This window comes from Actinoplanes sp. NPDC089786 (genome assembly GCF_040684855.1).
Taxonomy (GTDB): Bacteria; Actinomycetota; Actinomycetes; order Mycobacteriales; family Micromonosporaceae; genus Actinoplanes.
Map to the genome: position 1 here is coordinate 1 of NZ_JBFBGU010000056.1, position 14,052 is coordinate 14,052.

At 66.9% G+C, this 14,052-nt stretch carries 12 protein-coding genes; 5 read left to right on the forward strand and 7 right to left on the reverse strand.

The features are described 5' to 3' along the window. Positions 1–103: 103 nt before the first annotated feature. The gene (locus AB0O15_RS47485) at positions 104–355 is read left to right on the forward strand and encodes a hypothetical protein (RefSeq protein WP_364334684.1); all 252 of its coding nucleotides are present in this window, start codon (positions 104–106) and stop codon (positions 353–355) included. Between the two features lie 513 nt (positions 356–868). Next, positions 869–1,279: a hypothetical protein gene (locus AB0O15_RS47490; protein WP_364334686.1), complete on the forward strand. Its 411-nt coding sequence runs from the start codon at positions 869–871 to the stop codon at positions 1,277–1,279. A 188-nt stretch (positions 1,280–1,467) separates the two neighbouring features. Here the strand turns inward: AB0O15_RS47490 and AB0O15_RS47495 are convergent, their stop codons facing one another. The 4 genes from AB0O15_RS47495 to AB0O15_RS47510 form a co-directional block, all read right to left on the reverse strand. Further along, on the reverse strand, positions 1,468–1,707 hold the full coding sequence (locus AB0O15_RS47495) for a hypothetical protein (RefSeq protein WP_364334689.1): 240 nt from the start codon (positions 1,705–1,707) through the stop codon (positions 1,468–1,470). Between the two features lie 261 nt (positions 1,708–1,968). After that, positions 1,969–2,205: a hypothetical protein gene (locus tag AB0O15_RS47500; protein WP_364334692.1), complete on the reverse strand. Its 237-nt coding sequence runs from the start codon at positions 2,203–2,205 to the stop codon at positions 1,969–1,971. Between the two features lie 32 nt (positions 2,206–2,237). Then, positions 2,238–2,453, reverse strand: coding sequence for a hypothetical protein (locus tag AB0O15_RS47505; RefSeq protein ID WP_364334695.1), 216 nt, complete (start codon positions 2,451–2,453; stop codon positions 2,238–2,240). Positions 2,454–2,501: 48 nt separating this feature from the next. Next, positions 2,502–3,326 (reverse strand): transposase family protein, encoded by an 825-nt coding sequence (locus AB0O15_RS47510; protein WP_364334698.1) that lies wholly within the window; start codon positions 3,324–3,326, stop codon positions 2,502–2,504. A gap of 402 nt (positions 3,327–3,728) precedes the next feature. Here AB0O15_RS47510 and AB0O15_RS47515 point away from each other — a divergent pair, with 402 nt between their 5' ends. After that, positions 3,729–3,923, forward strand: a complete 195-nt coding sequence (locus AB0O15_RS47515) for a hypothetical protein (protein WP_364334701.1) — start codon at positions 3,729–3,731, stop codon at positions 3,921–3,923. A 415-nt stretch (positions 3,924–4,338) separates the two neighbouring features. Here the strand turns inward: AB0O15_RS47515 and AB0O15_RS47520 are convergent, their stop codons facing one another. Together AB0O15_RS47520 and AB0O15_RS47525 are read right to left on the reverse strand one after the other, a co-directional pair. Beyond that, a complete protein-coding gene (locus AB0O15_RS47520; RefSeq protein WP_364334703.1) occupies positions 4,339–5,460 on the reverse strand; it encodes a hypothetical protein in 1,122 nt (373 codons plus the stop codon). 86 nt (positions 5,461–5,546) lie between these two features. Next, the gene (locus AB0O15_RS47525; RefSeq protein ID WP_364334706.1) at positions 5,547–5,720 is read right to left on the reverse strand and encodes a hypothetical protein; all 174 of its coding nucleotides are present in this window, start codon (positions 5,718–5,720) and stop codon (positions 5,547–5,549) included. A gap of 149 nt (positions 5,721–5,869) precedes the next feature. Between AB0O15_RS47525 and AB0O15_RS47530 the strand changes: the two genes are divergently transcribed. Further along, a complete protein-coding gene (locus AB0O15_RS47530; RefSeq protein WP_364334708.1) occupies positions 5,870–6,802 on the forward strand; it encodes a DUF2332 domain-containing protein in 933 nt (310 codons plus the stop codon). Positions 6,803–6,964: 162 nt separating this feature from the next. Here the strand turns inward: AB0O15_RS47530 and AB0O15_RS47535 are convergent, their stop codons facing one another. After that, on the reverse strand, positions 6,965–7,096 hold the full coding sequence (locus AB0O15_RS47535; protein ID WP_364334714.1) for a hypothetical protein: 132 nt from the start codon (positions 7,094–7,096) through the stop codon (positions 6,965–6,967). Between the two features lie 1,361 nt (positions 7,097–8,457). On the opposite strand from AB0O15_RS47535, the gene AB0O15_RS47540 reads away from it, so the two are divergent. After that, on the forward strand, positions 8,458–13,962 hold the full coding sequence (locus AB0O15_RS47540) for a putative Ig domain-containing protein (protein ID WP_364334711.1): 5,505 nt from the start codon (positions 8,458–8,460) through the stop codon (positions 13,960–13,962). Positions 13,963–14,052 lie beyond the last annotated feature (90 nt).

Sequence of the window (14,052 nt, forward strand, 5' to 3'; positions counted from 1 at the left end):
TCGCGATGTCAGGCAACGGGTAGCTGACCGACACCTTCAGCACCACTCGTGACGAGCGCTGCTGTTGTTTCTGGGCCGGAAACTACTGGGAGGCGGTCGGGCCGTGATCGACGATGCCGAGCTGCCCGCCGCGATCGCCGGGCGAGCGCACTGGCAGCTCGACGAGCTCGGCGCGGTGTACACCCCGCCCGACGCGGCCGCCCACGTGCGGATCCGGCCGGTCCGCGCGCCGGCGCGGGCCCGCGAGCGCTACCTCGTGTCGCTCATCGAGGCCCAGGCCGCGAAGCAGTCGACGCCGATGCCCACCGCGGCGGCCGCGGCGTGTCCACGCGCGCCGATCTGGTCGGGTCCGTAGACACCACGCAGTGGAAGATCCCCACAATCGAGGGCAAGGACTACGTGGTGGCGTACGGTATCGCCGCCGCTCCGCACGCCGAGGACGCCGTTCAAGGCATCCGTACCCGCGGAGTTCGCCCAACGCGACATCAACCTGTCGCTCAACAACGGGTGCCACTCTCGCCCGGACGGCGCCAGTCCGGCGCCACATGCACCGGACGGTGCCACCTTCGGGGTTGAGGAAGAGCGGTACAGCGGTTAGCGCTGAGAATGATCTTGCTCTGGGGTCTCTTCTTGCCGCCGGCACCTCCAGTAGGAGGTCCCGCAGCCGCAGCGGCAACTCGACGTCCGCGCCGGCCGCGGCCTGCGCCAAGCTCCAGTAAGCACGCTGGGCGGCTTCCTCCCGCACGCTCGATACCAGCCGGGCCAGCACGCTGACCCCGGCACGCCGCTGCCCGAACGCGACCGCACTGCGCTGCTCGGCCGGCTCCTCACCGATGAGGCCGTCCCGCTGCGCACCCGGGCCGCGGCGGTGATCCTGCTGCTCTATGCCCAGCCGGTCAGCCGGATCACCCGGCTCACCATTGATGACGTCGTCCGCGACGGCGATCAGATCCTGCTGCGGCTCGGCGACCCACCGTCCCCGGTGCCCGAGCCGGTCGCCGTCCTTCTGCTCGAGTATCTCGGCCAGCGCACCAATATGCGCACCGCCACCAACCACGACTCGCGCTGGCTGTTCCCGGGCCGCCGCGCCGGCCAACCACTTCAGCCACGCACCCTGTCGCCGCTGATCCACGAACTCGGCGTCCCGACCACCACCGGCCGCGCCGCCGCGATCCGCCAGCACGTCCTCGACCTGCCGCCCGGTCTTCTTCCTCTGGGCGGCGTTCTCCGGCGGCACGGTCGACTTCGGCGGCGCGACGTTCTCCGGCGGGGAGGTTAATTTGTCGCGACCAACCCTGTGGCAAGTTCCCCCGAAGGGATTAGACGCCTCAACGCCTGGAGTGCGGTGGCCGTCGACCGAGCACCTCGCCGGGCTCCCACCGGCTCCGCAGTAGCCGAATGCCGGTACGACAGGTCACCAGCCGATGTGGGGTGGTCTCGTAGCGGGCCGTCACGCAGACATGTCGTCTAGCGCCGGATCCACTGCCGTTGGTCCTCAAGGGCCGGCCCCTGCTCGATCTTCGTCTGCTGGTAGCGCAGCTTCGCGACGAACGCGCCGTCGTCGTCCTCATCCGTGGCGGTGCGCCGGTCGAGGGCAAGCAGCGGGTCACGGTCGAGCATGCGGATCTCGCTGACCCTCCGGCCGAGCCGGGCCACGAGCATCATGATGCGCATGGCCTGCTCGTCGCCGAATCCGCCATCGGCCATCGGCTCGCCACTTCGACCCTCACTTCGCGGTGCTGACCGCCGAGAACGGGCGCTGGGCAAGTGCTCACCCGATCGCGGTCACGTCGCCACCGCGGCGCTGCCGGTCGAGCCCGCCCCGCCCGAGGTCCTGGCGCAGCTGCCCGACGTCGACCAGTCTTCCGGGGCCTGACACGGCGCTTGGGGACCAACATTCGGAAGAGCTCCGCACCGCTACCAGCGGTGCGGAGCTTTTCGCGTTCGCCAGGTGCGGCTCGGTCGACGTCAGGCTCCGAGCTTCTCCAGAGCCGCCTGGTACACCTCGCGGGTGTCAGCGGGCCGGCTGGCTTCGAACCACGCCTGATCTCCTTCATAGTTGAACGAGATCGTCACCCCCGGCGGGAGTACAGCGCTGATGGCCCGCACCATCTGGGAAGTCCATTTCTCCTTCGCTATCCAAACGCGCTGGGCGCCTTCGAAGGAGTGCTTGTTCTTGTCGAACGCTGGTGGGAAGTCGGCCATGACGGTTCTCTACCAGGCGCGGTTGCGCAGGGCTAGGGGCACGCTGCGACGCGAACCTTGATCCCGTCGGTGGTCAGGGGGCAGCCGGGCAGGTCCAGCGAGATCCACCGCCACGCACCGTTGGACCAGCGGCACTCCCACCGGCCGAACTCGTCCTGGATGATGTCGCCGTCGTGCGCGGCGTTGCACGGGTGGGTCGGCGGGTCCATCTGCGGTGCGGGTGCGGAAGCCTCGGCGGCCGCGGTCATCGGCAGAGCACTGAGCCTTTCCGAGTAACGGTGGGTGGCGTTGGGTGATCATGTGGTGCGGTCGTGTTCGATGTGCAGGATCACGAGGGCTGCTGCGGTGATCCGGCCGATGCTCCAGGGGCAGAGGCTGACGTTACGCAGAGCTTTGAACGTGGTTTTGAGTAGCGAGTTGCCGCGTTCGCCGATTGCGCGGACGGCGTTGTGGGCGCGGTTGAACTGCTGCTGCACGTCGGTACAGGCGGCGTTCTTCGGCTTCTTGAACGCCACGGTGATCGTGGTCTGCTCGCCTTCGTAGCCCAGGTCGCCGAGCACCCGCAGGTCGTCGTCGGTCCATGTGGTGAATAGGGAAAGGATCTCGCCGTGTTCGCGCAGCGCGGTGGTGTCGTGTTCGCGGCCGGGACGCACCGGTGAGGTCCAGAGCGGCCAGCCGTCCGGGGCGGTGATGACCTGCACGTTGCCGCCGTGGTTGTCGTGTTTTCCCGACCACCACAGGTCCACCCCCGGGGTTGGTCCGGGGGTGCGGCAGCGGTCGGTCTCGATCAGGGTGCCGTCGATGTTGACATGGGCGTAGCCGGCCATCTTCGCCGCCGGCAGCACCGAATGCAGACTCGGCGCGTGGGCGGCGAGCACGGCGATGCCTTCGTGCAGGTAGGCGTACCCGGTCGACCGGCTGACCTGGTTGTCGACGGCGAGCTGGGTGATCCGGGTCCCGTCGAGCAGCCACCGCAGTACCAGGATCGCCTGTTTGAAGCAGCCCAGTGATCTTCGTCCAGCTCTGGTTCCGAGTCGTTGCCGTTCGGCGTGCAACAGCCCGGACAGGAACAACACGGTCTCCTCGCGTACGGGCAGGGTGGCGCTGTATGTGACACTCATAGCTGACGCAGGACCCCTACTGAAGTTGATCTGTGAGAGGACCACTTCATACCGGGGTTCTGCGTCTTTTCGTTTCACCGCAACAGGTTCGGGCGTGTCCACACTCGACAACCGCGACAGTAACCTGACGTGCTCAGACCGTTACTCGGAAGGCTCAATGAGCTGCAGACTGTTGTCCCGTCCTGTGAAGTTGGCGAGTTTTCAGAATCCTTGCGGGCGTATTGACGGAATCTCGTGCGAACTGGAGATTGCGGGAGCCGGTGTACGGCGATCGAGCGGCGTCCGTCCTGGCCGCCTCGCAGAGGCAGGCCGCCAACCCTCGGCCGGCCCCGCCTCGGCGACTTAGCTACCACCGCAGGCCGCGGTCAGCGCCGCCTGCTGTGGAAGATGCCGATAATCCCGATGGACAACGCCATCGTCGCCATGAACGCCGCACCGCCGGACTTGATCGCGGGGACGATAGCCTCACCACCCGCATACGAGAGGATAGTGCTGCCCGTCCCGATCAACGCCGAGGCAAGCGCCGCGATTACCAGCCACACCCACCACGGCGTGCCTCCCGACCGAGGGGAAGGGCTGACAGAGGGGTTTACCTGAGACATGACGCGCGAATCCTTCCGATGAGAGCCACTGATCCCTTCACAGGGAGAGGCACTTCCGGATTCGCCTTGCTTCGCAAGATATCGGCCGTCCGCGATCCGTCAAGAGCGAGCAACTCGCAGCGTTAGGTGCGAGAAACTCGCACATCCGCAGCTCACCAGCCCTGCACATCCTGATGTGGTCATCTAGAACGGCCATATCTGTGCACCTATCTGTGTGCCTCGAATACCCGTCACACAATCAGCTAAGCTCGGCCCGGTCTCCATCTGAAGTCGGTGAAGAGTCCCGATCAAATTGACAGTTGCCATCCGATTTATCCGGTTCGAGCGGAATCTTGTCTCACTAAGTCGGTGGTTCCCACTGGATCAGCGAGGTTGCCGGCGTGCGCCGCCGGTCGAGGCCGGTACGGCGTTCATCGCTTCCTCCGGCGTGCCTGCTTCCGGCGAGCCTTCTCGGTGTCGCGGCGACGGGCTTTCTCTCCTTCCTGGCGCCGTCGGATCGCTGTCTCGTCCGGAATCCCCTGGGCCGTGCCCCCGGACCCGCGTGGCGCAGGTGCGCCAACCATGCGGACTTGGCGGCGGCCGTCGGCACGCCATTGCTGCAGTAGAGCAGGCACCGTCTCTCGGGTAGCGAACCAGGTCGTGGCGGCGGCGATCGACGTGTCCGTGAACGTGGTCATGTCTGCCATGTCCTCGGGCCTTGCCGCGAACGTTGCGGCCATTTTCATCCAGGGGGAGTCGTCGGACTTCGCGAACCGCCGAGCCAGCGCATCAACCTGACGGACCTGCGGGCAGAACGCCGCCCCGACGATCCACGCTCCGCCGGCCATGAGTGTGCCTGAGTCCTCGTCCTCCGGTGTCGGCGTGGACAGGATTTCGACGAGTCGGCGCTCTGCGTCGTCGAGCACGATCGGAACCTCGTCGCGCAGCGCGGCCGTGTACGCCTCGTTGGCTTCACGCTCGCTGGTCAGTCGATGCGTTCGCCGCAGTCCAGCCATCTCGAACATGAGGATGCCCGCGCCAGACTGCATCTCGCTGGCGTGGCCGTACACCCCGGCGGTGCGGTCGAACCCGGCTAGGATGAGCGTCTTGGGCCGCCGACGGCCCTTGCGCACCTCGTCGCCGAGCCGAGCGTGGGGTGAAGAAACGTACGGGCATACCTGTGCCGCGTACAGAGCACACACCTCGTGCACCGGGGCCTCACTGAATCGTGGCGTTGTCTCCAGGTCCGCCACCTCTTCTTCGAAGACTCCTGACGTTGTCTCCATGCGCTGCAGTTGGTCGTCGAACCCGACCTGCCAGCGAAGTTCGTCACGGAATGGAAGCGCGCAGACGGCGCACAGGTCGTAGGTGGCGAGGACCAACTTGCGCGCCTCCGACAGCGTGCCGTAGTCCTCCTTGCCCGGACTTTGCGGGATGACCGCGATGATCGGGTAGCCGCGCGGGTCTACGCGAAGGAACGAGCACCGAGCGGGAGCAAGGACATCGCCGGGCCGCCGACCGGCGCCCGACGAAGAGGGATCTTCTTCTGACACGCTGCCATATTAGGAGCCGTTCACCTGCGCAAGCACCCTGAGGTTCCCCTCGGGCAACACCGTACGTAGCCGTAGCTGCGGCGCGCCTAGGCCGCCTTGTCCGGGTCGACGGGCTCCATATCGCCCATGGCAACCCCGTAATCCTCGGCGAGCTTGCGTTCGAGCGTGCTGATGGACAACCAGTCGTCGACGACCGCGCCGTCCCTGTTGATCCGGTACCAATCCATACGGCCCCGTCGCACGACCTCGACGCGCCACACCACGCCATCGTCAGCGTGGGTCTGGAACGTGCCGAGGATCTCTCCGTCACCAGCCGCAGTCGGAGGCTACGTCGCAGCTCAGCGCCCGTCTGGCGAGTGTGACAACGATCGCTGTCTATCGCGCCGCAGCCGGATGGGACTATGGCCCAGTGGCGATTGCAGATCGATACGTTGAATTCGGTTCGCGCGAGGCTCGTGGCAACTCGTCGATCTACGAACGACTCTCGTCGGCCATCGCCGACGACGACGAGCTGCTCGGAAGGCTCGCCACCCTCCCGCCGACCAAGCAACAACCCAACCTGCTCTTCGGGGTGATACGGCTGCTCGACGGCCCCCTAGAGCCGTACGCCGAGTTCCGGGCCTTCGTCCTCGATCGCTGGCCCGTCGTCGCCGGCGAGATCAAGACACGGGTTACCCAGACCAATGAGGTCGGCCGTTGTGCCGCCCTGCTGCCCGTCCTGTCGGCCCTGCCTCAGCCGCTGGCCTTGATCGACGTCGGCTGCTCGGCCGGCCTGTCGCTCTTCCCCGACAAGTACGCGTATCGTTACGGGCCGACCACGATCGGCGAGTCCGCGGTCACGCTGGACTGCGCCGCGGTCGACATCGAACTTCCGAGGGCGCTTCCCACCATCGTCGGCCGGGCCGGCGTCGACCTCAACCCCCTCGACATCACCGACCCGGACGCCGTCGCTTGGCTCGAAGCCCTCATCTGGCCCGAGCAGCAGCAACGCCGAGACCGCCTCCGCACCGCGATTGCCATCGCCGCCGCCGATCCGCCACAGCTGATGCGCGGCGGTCTCGACGCCGTCCCTGACCTGGTCGCGAAGGCTCCGCTGGGCGCCACTCCGGTCGTCTACCACACCTCTGTGCTGTACCTGGTCGCACAGGCCGAACGGGCCACCTTCGTCGAAACACTCCGCCGCCTACCCGGTCACTGGATCTCGATAGAGGCTCCCGACGTCGTCGACCTCGGCGAACTGCCCGCCCCGCCCGACGACTCAGCCCTCAACGTGCTCGCCTTGGACGGCAAGCCGCTGGCCTGGGTCCGCGGGCACGGCCAGGCGATTTATGGGATCGCCTGAGGGCCAGCGACGCTCCACGGCGTTCTCATGGGCTACAGCGCGCAGCGCGAACTTCAGCCACGGCTCATCGCGAGCCCACTACTTTCGGCTAGATCCGGACGGCACCAGGAGTCTGGAAGAACTACCCAGTAGTCGATCTTTGTGTTGGCTCCGGACCGGCCATCAGCTGGCCGCTGCGCTTGCGGATGTCCCGATGGCGGCGTAGTCGGTTGCGTACGCGTCGCCGCCGTATTGCTGGCCGAGGCGCAGGCGGCCGGTCGAGATCGGCGCGGCCTCGGCGTCGAGCTGGCCCACCGGCTGGGCGTAGCGCCACGAACCGCGCAACGACTCCTCGCCGTGGCCGAGACCAGCTCTGAAATCCTGCCGTGAGGCGTGCTGGACGCCCCTTGGCTCGGCCGCTGGTTCCTTCAAGCCCTTCGCTCCAGCCAGATCACGAAGGCGCTCACGGTGACGGTGAGGCCGCCTAAGTACTTGTCCATCCAGAGCAGTCACAAAGCGGCCGGCGGCCATGAACGGGCCAACATCATCAGCGCCCACCATAGGCAGCCGAGACGTACCGGGCGTGGGCTTGAGCGATCGCCTCGCCAGCGAGGCCCGCGGTACGCGCAGTCGGAATCGTCCGATCCGCCGCGTGTCGGACCATGACGAGCATCCGGGCCTGCGCAGGATGAAGCTCAATGACCGGCTGCGCTCGGAGAGATGCCATAGCTGGTTCACCGGTTGCCGATTGTCCCGCTTGATTTGTGCTTCTATTGACGGTCGGTTCGGCAGGTCTCGCAGGTGGGGTCGTGGCTGGCCGGATTTGATGCCCACCAGAAGACAACTTCGGCTCCGGTTTCCTGGGCCAGCCGCTCGGCGAGGGCACGCCCGGATCCATACCAGCTCTTTCGTTCTGCCTTGTCGGCAGGCTCGCCACCTCCATAAACGGCGTGTCGGTCCCACCAGTCGCCCCATGCGCGCAGGTCCTCTGCAAGGTGCTCGGAGATTCCGAGTCTGGTGGGATTCGACATTGCCTGTCTTTCCCATACAGGGAACGCGAAGTGATCTGGGGATACGTCTAATCTGAGGCCCGTGGTTGGCTGACCTTTGGGACACCATAACGAGTGTCTAAGGGCAACAACGACATCGCTCATCTCATGACCGTCCACCTCCCCAGCACATCACGCTCGGGCGTCAGTCTGCATCCCTCCGAGTCGCTCACCGCCCACGGAAACCCGAGTAGTCGCACACATGTTCGATCATCTCAAGATCGGGCGCCGCAGGGCCTGGGGCCCCAGGCTCTGCGGCGTTCTTGGTATAGGGCAAGGCCCGGCCAGTGAGCTGGCCGCCCTACAAGCAAGGTCGTACTTGAAGTCCCGAGGGAGCCGCGCATTCGGGACCCGTTCTCGTTCTCACGGCCGAAGCCATATATCGGTAACGCCAATGACCTTCATCGAGAGGGCTCGGCTGTTCCCTGGGGGGCGAACACCAGGGACAGAGGCAGAAACACGGACCTTCCTCGTACGCCCCTGGGCACCCATCCCGGCTGTGACCGGTTGCGAAAGGCTCGTACGCCGCCGGGAGCTGCCGATTCCTACACCTCGGACTCCTGTGCCGCTCATCTGGGCGCGGAATCCGGACAGATGACGGGTGCGGAATCTCTCGGGGAGACGTGCGTGTTTCGTGTTGCGGATGTGAACAAGGCCGGCCGTTCTCGTGCTGTCTGGGCGGCGGTGCTGTCTGCGACGGTGGCAGGAGCGGGCCTGCTGGTTGCTCCGGCGTCGGCGGTGGCCGCGGATGCGCCGGTTCCGTGCGTCGTCGAGCAGGGCGACGAGGCGGCGGCCGGCGCGATGGCGCGCCGCTGCGACATCCGGGTGTTGATCTCTGGCGCGACCACCGAGACGACTCAGACCTGGGCGTTGCCTACGGGCGAGTTGCAGGAGGAGATCAGCACTGCTCCTGTGCGGGTTCGCCGCGACGGGGGCTGGGTGCCGCTCGATCTCACGCTTTCGGAGCAGCCGGACGGGTCGATCGCGCCCAACGCGCACCCCGGGAGCCTGCGTATCGCTGGCCACAACGCGGCAGGCGGGCTGACGGAACTCGCCACGCTGGGCGCTGACGGCGCCCAGGTGGCGATGGGCTGGCAGGGTGACCTGCCCGAGCCGGCGCTGGCCGGTTCACGGGCGACGTACGCCGACGTGAAGCCGGGTGTCGACCTGGTGGTGGAAGCCACCCCGCGTGGCGTGGAAAGCTTCTACGTCGTCAGGAACCGCGACGCCGCGGACAGCGTCGAGAACCTCACCGTGCCGATCGCCGGGCAGGCGGTCGCCGAGCATCGGCTCGCCAAGGACGGCACCCTCACCCTGCTCGACGACGCGGACAAGGTCGTCGCCGCGTCACCGACCCCGCTGATGTGGGACGCCAAGGTCGACCCCCTGACCGGTCAGCCGGCCAACATCCGCCGCATCGCCACCCGGGCCAGCGAACGGACGGCGACGGACTCCGCGCAAGGAGCCGACGCGATCGACGGCGCCGGGGTCGACCTGGCGCTGAAGCCCGACACGACGTTCCTCAACGATCCGCACACCACCTACCCGGTGACGATCGACCCCGCGGTCACGTTGACCAGCCCCTATTTCGACACGTGGATCCGCGACGGCCTGACCACCGACCAGAGCACCTCGACCGCGCTTGCCATCGGCTACACCTCGAGCGGCGTCTCGCGATCACTGATCACCTGGGACACCGCCCGGCTGCGCGCCAAGCGCATCAAGGTGGCCACCACCACGCTCTACAACTACAAGTCGAGCTCGTGCAATCTGGTCGGCTGGCAGGTCTGGACCCTGACCGGCGCCGTCAACAGCGCAACCCGCTGGGCCAACCAGCCGACCTGGGTCAAGGCCGACGGCGGCTCCCAGCAGACCAAAGCCGGCCCCAGCGACTGCGCCCCCGCGGGCGCCCCCGGAACCGTGTCGATCAACAGCAAGGCATTCTTCCAGAACGCCGCCGAGAAGAACATCTTCGCCGCTCAGATGGGTGTGCGAGCCACCGACGAGTCGGATCCCGCCGGCTACAAGGCGTTCTACTCGGACAACTACTCCGACACCACCAAGGCCCCGAAAACGGTCATCACCTACGACTCCTACCCCAAGGTCGACTCGGCATCGACCTCGCCGGGGACCACCTGCACCACCGGAAACGGGCGGCCCGCGATCAGCACCACGCAGACACCCATCCAGCTGCGCGCCGTCATCTCGGACGAGGACGCAGACGTGGAGCCGGCCACCAAAGCATCCGCTGACTTCGAATGGAAGCTCAACAACGTCCGCGTCAACGGCGCGCGCACCGCTCTCGCACCGTCCGGCACCACGCACACCACGACCATCCCTGCCGCGGATCTGCAAGACGGAAAGGTCTACAGCTGGTCGGTCCGCGGCTACTACAAAGACGGCGACGACGACGTCTACACCCCGCAGACAGACCCGCCGGCCGCCTGCGAATTCATGGTCGATCTGAGCCCACCCAACGTCACCGGCTCCTCCGAGTTCTACTCATCGACGACGTGGTCCTCGTCCACCACCAGCACCGTCACACTGACCGCCAACGACGACACCGCCAACGGAGCCGGTAGCGGCATCAAGGGCTGGGCCATCTCCACCGACCAGTCGGAAAGCAACAAAGCGCCGGGCACCATCACGCACCAAGTTGCGGCCCCCACGATCACGGTCACACCGGCGCTGCTCCAGGACGGCGTGAACTGGGTTCACGCCGCCGCGATCGACAACGCCGGCAACCGCACCGAGTACAAGTTCCAGATTCTGTTCGACGGCACCAAGCCCGGGCCCGCGACTGACATCACATCGTCGACGCACCCCGACCCGACGGTCAGCTACCCCAGCCGCGAAGTCTTGCTGACCTGGAAGGCTCCTGTCGAAGGCCCGAAACAGTCCGGCATCGCCGAATGGGCGTACGCGCTCGACCAGAGCCAGGGCACCACACCGACCGGCGCGCAGACGACGAAGAGCCCGGACCCGCCGACCCGGATTGTCATCCCCGGCAGCCAGGCAGGAACCTGGTACTTCCACCTGCGTGCAAAGGACGACGCCGGTAACTGGTCCGAGCAAACGGCGCACTTCGCCATCAAGCTGCTGGCGAACCCTCTCACGATCATCGGCTCAGCCATGGGCGGGCAGAACAGCACCACCGGCGTCGCCGTCTCCAGCACCCTGACCACAAGCGACGGAACAGCTCCCTTCACATGGTCGGCCACCGGGCTTCCCGCAAACCTGATCATGAGCAGCGACGGCGTCATCTCTGGCACCCCCACCACGGCGGGTACCTCGTCGGTGGCGGTCTCCGTCCGCGACGCCAACGGCCGCACCGGAGCCAAGACATTCACCTGGGTGGTCGCTCCGCCGTTGACAGCGAATAGGCCCGCCGCCCAGCAGGCCACCGTGGGCACGCCGACGACGCTCAGCCTCACCGCGGCCGGCGGCAGCGCCCCGTACCGCTGGGCCGCCACCGGACTACCCGGTTGGCTGACCCTGGACGCTGCTACGGGAGTGATCACCGGCACGCCGGTAACCGCTAGCTCGGTCACGGCAACCGTGACGGTGACCGACGCGGCCGGCCGTACCGCCAGCGTCCCGGTCGATTGGGTGGTGACGGTGCCGGTCACGGTCGGCGATCCCGGCCCGCAGAGCCTCACCATCGGGGCTGCTACCACGCTTGCCCTGCAGGCCGGGGGAGGCGCCGCGCCCTACACGTGGATGGTCGACCAGCTTCCTGACGGGCTGACACTGGACGCGGGCCAGGGCGTTGTGTCTGGCGCTGCTACCACGGCCGGCACGGTGGCCAGCACCGTCACGGTCACCGACAGCGTCGGGCGCACTGCCCGCGCCAGCATCACCTGGAACACCACTGGCGTACCGGCTGGGGTGACCGCCACCGCGGCCGACGCGCAAACGGTGAACCTGTCGTGGCAGGACGTACGCGGCGCGTCCGGTTACAAGATCTACCGTGACGGTGACCTGGTTGCCACCGCGCCGCCGAGCGCGCCGGTCAACGGGGTACGGTTCGCCGACCGCCAGCTCGAGGGTTCCACCAGCTACCGCTACCAGGTCAGCGCCACTGCCGGGAACAACCTGGAAGGCGCACGCAGTTCCGCTGCAACCGCAGCGACCAGCGCATTGCCGGCCACCGCCTACGACTACGCACGGTGTGACAAGGCCGCCGGCGCGCCGGGCTGCCTTTACACCAGCACCGTCAGCGCGGCCGCCGATCACTCGGACAGCGGCACCGCACTGACCGACGGAGTACACGGCCAGGCCCAGGACAGCACGGCCTGGCAAGGCCGCAACAAGGCCGGCTCCTACGCGTTCGTCGTGGACCTGGGCAGCGTCCGGCCGGTAGCCGAGCTCAACAGCAGCTGGCTGCAGATCCAGTCCGGCGCCGTGCAGCTGCCTAACACGGTCACGTATGCAACCTCGGCCGACGGGCGCACCTACACGCCGATGGCCGCGATCGCGCGGCCGGCGGTCTCGTCCGCCGATCAGGTCAAGACCTACCGGGCCATCAACGTGGGCAAGGCCGCCCGCTACGTGAAGGTGAGCGTCGACGGTGGCACCGCCTGGAGCATGATCGACGAGATTGAGGTCCGCGGTAACGCGGCCCGGTTCACGATTGCCGAGCCGGCGCAACAGGCCTCGACGGTTGACACCGTCGTGTCGCGCGCGATGACCGGCACCGGCGGCACCGGACCGTACACGTGGTCCGCGACCGATCTACCTACGGGTCTATCGATCAACCCCGCCAGCGGGGTGATCTCCGGAAAGCCGACCGAGGCTGGCACGTGGGTACCGACGGTGACGGCTACTGATGCTGACAAGGTTCCCGCCGGCACGGTGGCGTTCACGTGGAAGATCGGTACTCCCGTCGCGCTGAACCTTCCGCCCGTGCTCACCAGCGCTCTCAACACCCCCATCTCGCAGCAGATGGCGTCGTGGATGGGATCCGGTACCGGCACCGGCGGTTACAAGTGGTCCGCTACCGGGCTTCCCTCCGGGCTGTCCATCGACGCGGCCACCGGGCTGGTCTCCGGCACGCCAACCACCCTTGGTTCCTTCTCGACGCAGATCACCATGACCGACAGCGCGAGCAGCTCCGCCACCGGCACTGCGACCTGGTCCGTCTTGCAGGAGCTGGTGTGCGAAGTACCGGAGGATGTCACCTGGAAGCGTGGCCAGCCGGTTTCTCTGCAGCTGGCTGCCAGCGGAGGCCAGGGCAGCTACAAGTGGGCGCTGTACTCCTGGGAGAGCTGGAGAGTTCCGCTGCCTGCAGGACTCGAGCTGGACACCGCGACCGGTCTGATCTCGGGTACCCCTCGCAACGTCGAGGAAAGCAACACCATCACGGTGTTCCTCACTGACGGCACCCGAAGCGTCCTCAAGACTCTTCGCTGGAGGGTGGTCGACCCCGTCGAAGTAACCGTGCCGGACGGCGACTCACGCATCGACGTCGAAGGCGATCACATCCTGCTGCAGCCCACCGCGAAGGCCGGCGCCGCCCCATACCTCTGGACCGCCACCGACCTGCCCACCGGCCTCACGATCGACGCGAACACCGGCGCCATTTCGGGCACCCATGCGCCGGTCGAACCCAACCAGTACGGCAGCGGGCGATGGGCGGAGGCCATCATCACCGCGACCGACGCCGCCGGCCAGATCGGGCAGATCAAGATCTCTTGGTTGGTGGAATCCCTGCTCAGCCCGCAGAATCCGGGGGTCGCAACGCCGGGAACCGTCGGTGTACAGACCATGGGACGCCACGACCAAGCCCACATCGTCAAGGTCATCGACGTCACCGCGAACTCCGTCGTTGTCACTTGCAGCCCTGCAGGCGAGCGGACCTGGCGAACGACCGGCAGCCCGGAGCCTGACCACACGGGATGTGTGGGATTCCTGTCTTACAAGGCGACCGGTAGTCATCAGTTCCGAGCCACTCTGGCCCGCCCGGACGGCACCGACACGCTCGACTCTGTCGAGTGGACGCACGTCTTCACCGCCACAGCCCCCACGCAAAGCACGATCGCCTCTGCCACCGTGGGTTACACCACCGCCGGTGCCGCCGATATGGTCGAAGTGGCTGCATCAACGCCCGAGCCAATCAACGCGGGCCCTTAGGGCCTGACGATGAATTAGCTGGTCGGTTCGAGGTTGATTGTCTGGTCTCGTAGGGTTTCTGGGATCGGTCCAGGATGGATGACGTAGTTC